Source organism: Leptospira borgpetersenii serovar Javanica (assembly GCF_003046425.1).
Lineage (GTDB): Bacteria > Spirochaetota > Leptospiria > Leptospirales > Leptospiraceae > Leptospira > Leptospira borgpetersenii.
In genome coordinates this window covers 1-2,500 of record NZ_QAJG01000025.1, presented here as the reverse complement: position 1 = coordinate 2,500, position 2,500 = coordinate 1, and the positions used below count along the sequence as shown (strand labels likewise).

Annotated in this window: 3 protein-coding genes and 1 pseudogene (1 of these 4 cut by a window edge); 3 read left to right on the top strand and 1 reads right to left on the bottom strand. The window is 43.3% G+C overall.

What is annotated here, in order from left to right; genetic code table 11:
* From rpoC to rpsG, 3 genes are all read left to right on the top strand, one after another.
* Positions 1–665: the end of a DNA-directed RNA polymerase subunit beta' gene (gene rpoC, locus CLV95_RS15535; RefSeq protein WP_002722050.1), read on the top strand. Its footprint begins 3,550 nt before the window's first position; the window shows 665 of its 4,215 coding nt (coding positions 3,551–4,215); the start codon falls outside the window, past its left edge; the stop codon is at positions 663–665.
* An 87-nt stretch (positions 666–752) separates the two neighbouring features.
* Positions 753–1,127, top strand: a complete 375-nt coding sequence (gene rpsL, locus CLV95_RS15530) for a 30S ribosomal protein S12 (RefSeq protein ID WP_001142358.1) — start codon at positions 753–755, stop codon at positions 1,125–1,127.
* Between the two features lie 17 nt (positions 1,128–1,144).
* On the top strand, positions 1,145–1,618 hold the full coding sequence (gene rpsG / locus CLV95_RS15525; RefSeq protein WP_002722006.1) for a 30S ribosomal protein S7: 474 nt from the start codon (positions 1,145–1,147) through the stop codon (positions 1,616–1,618).
* Between the two features lie 18 nt (positions 1,619–1,636).
* Here the strand turns inward: rpsG and CLV95_RS15520 are convergent.
* Positions 1,637–2,500: pseudogene (locus CLV95_RS15520) on the bottom strand (hypothetical protein); the annotation flags it as partial.

Sequence of the window (2,500 nt, the reverse complement as noted above, 5' to 3'; positions counted from 1 at the left end):
AGGAAAAAGTCAAGGTTACGATTCCGATTGGTAAACAGATTCGGGTTCGTAACGGAGACTTCGTGAAGAGAGGGGATCAGATCGACGATGGGAATCTGGATCCTCATGACATTCTCAGGGTCAAGGGTGTTACGGCGCTTCAAGTGTATCTCGTTCAGGAAGTCCAAGAGGTCTACAGACTGCAAGGGGTCCATATCAACGATAAACACATCGAGGTTGTGGTCCGCCAGATGCTTAGAAAAGTTTTGATTACCGATTCCGGTGATACGAGTTTCGTAAATCAGCAACAAATCGACAGACTTATGTTCAACGAAGAAAACAAGAGAGTCATCGCCGAAGGTGGTTCTCCTGCGGAATCCGTTCCGATTCTTCTCGGGTTGACAAAGGCTTCCTTGAACACGGAATCCTTCTTTTCGGCCGCTTCCTTCCAAGAAACCACTAAGGTTCTTACCGACGCGGCGATCAAAGGTAAGACCGATAATTTGATGGGTCTCAAAGAGAACGTCATCATCGGTCATATGATTCCTGCGGGAACCGGAACGAAGAAGTATAAGGATATTTCCGTATTCAAGTCCGCTTACGGCGACCTCGATCGTCCTCTCGAAGAAGAAGAGGAAGAAGAAATTCCGCAATCGATTGCGGACGATTCCGACGGAGACGAGTAAGAAGAGCGATCGTCATTCACTTTACAAATCGGGAGTGTTTGACGATCTGGTAAAAACGATCTGAAATTTTTTTAGAGAAGGAAATTCATGCCAACAATCAGTCAATTGATTCGCCACGGCAGGCAAAAGCAGAAAAAGAGAACGAAATCTCCTGCGTTAAAAAGCTCTCCTCAGAGAAGAGGAGTTTGTACGAGAGTAATGACGTTTACTCCGAAAAAACCGAACTCAGCTTTGAGAAAAGTCGCAAGGGTTCGTTTGACGACAGGAATCGAAGTTACTGCTTATATTCCCGGTGAGGGACATAACCTCCAGGAACACAACGTGGTTCTGATTCGTGGGGGAAGGGTAAAAGATCTTCCTGGGGTTCGTTATCATATCATTCGCGGTACCCTCGACACCTTGGGTGTGGATAAAAGAAGAAACGGTCGCTCCAAATACGGTGCGAAACGTCCTAAGGCTTAATCGGAGAGAATTGAATCATGTCTAGAAGAAGAGGAAAAGTTGAACCGCGGAAAATCACTCCGGATCCAGTGTACAACGATGTTCAAGTTGCGAAGTTTATCAATTGCCTAATGTTAAGTGGCGGTAAATCCGTAGCTGAGAAATTATTCTATGATGCGCTGGAAATCATCCAGAAAAAAACCGGTAATGATCCTTATACCACTTTTCGGGAAGCATTAGAAAATGCTAAACCGCAAGTGGAAGTTAAGTCCAGAAGAGTGGGCGGGGTTACGTATCAGGTTCCGATTGAAGTCCGTCCCGAAAGAAGACTTGCTCTCGGTATTCGTTGGTTGATCCGTTATTCCAGAGACAGGAACGAAAAAGGAATGTCTGCAAAGCTGGCAGCTGAATTTATCGAAGCTCAAAAAGGTACCGGTTCGGCTATCAAGAAGAAAGAAGATATCCGGAAAATGGCGGAAGCAAACAAAGCGTTCAGTCACTATCGCTGGTAAGAAAGAATTTTATAGGCTTCAGTATTTGAAGCCGATTTCAGATCGCAAAAGGAGAGGTAAGTCCTCTCCTTTTTTATTTATAGTGCGGATTTGTAGGGGAGAATAACTCGTACTCTTCATCGCACTGCCGTCGATTTCAATTTCTCCGCTGTAGATTTCTCGATACGCGCTAATTCCTTCTCCATCCGTTCGGAAAGAATATCCTGCTTCTCTGAGATATTTGTATTCGTCTCCGTTGGTCAGCGCTTCTAAGAGTGTCTTTTGGAGATTTGCACTTCTTTCTTCGTTATCTTTTTGTAGTTTTTTTGCGTAGTCGTCTAAGTATTTGGACACTGCGCTGTTTGCCGCCAAGTTGATTGCTTGGCTACTTCCTTGGAGTAGAGTTTGCAACGCCGCCAAATCATTGTTATTCGTTACAAGTAAATTCATGTGAGAAAGTAATTCATCTGCCTTTTTTTGTTTTTCTTCCAATTCTTTCTCTTGTGCTTGGATGTATTGAGCGACTCCGTTGTTACTTACTTCTTGTGGTAACGAACTTTGGATGCTTGCAATCATTTCTTGCAATCCGTCTAACAGTCCTTCTCCGATATTACGATTTGCTAATTCTTTCGATTCGAGTAACAACCGTTCCACTCGTTCTTTGTTTTTTTCTCCTTGTTTGTTTAAGTTTGCCGCAGTTTGGATTATTCCTTGGATTTGGTTGTAACTTTCTCCTTCGGATATAATTCCGGCCACGGCGTTCTTTCCTTCTTGGATTTGTTTGTTGATTTGAGTTGTATTCTGGAAATTTTTGTTGAGTAGGTTATCTCTGTAACTCAGGAAAGAATTTTTTGTATATGTCAATCCTCGGTTGTCTATTTCACTCGTAATCTCTTCGCCTAA

Coding starts and splice junctions, on each gene's coding strand:
- rpsL (WP_001142358.1), top strand. CDS start 753: ATGCCAACAATCAGTCAATTGATTCGCCACGGCAGGCAAAAGCAGAAA.
- rpsG (WP_002722006.1), top strand. CDS start 1,145: ATGTCTAGAAGAAGAGGAAAAGTTGAACCGCGGAAAATCACTCCGGAT.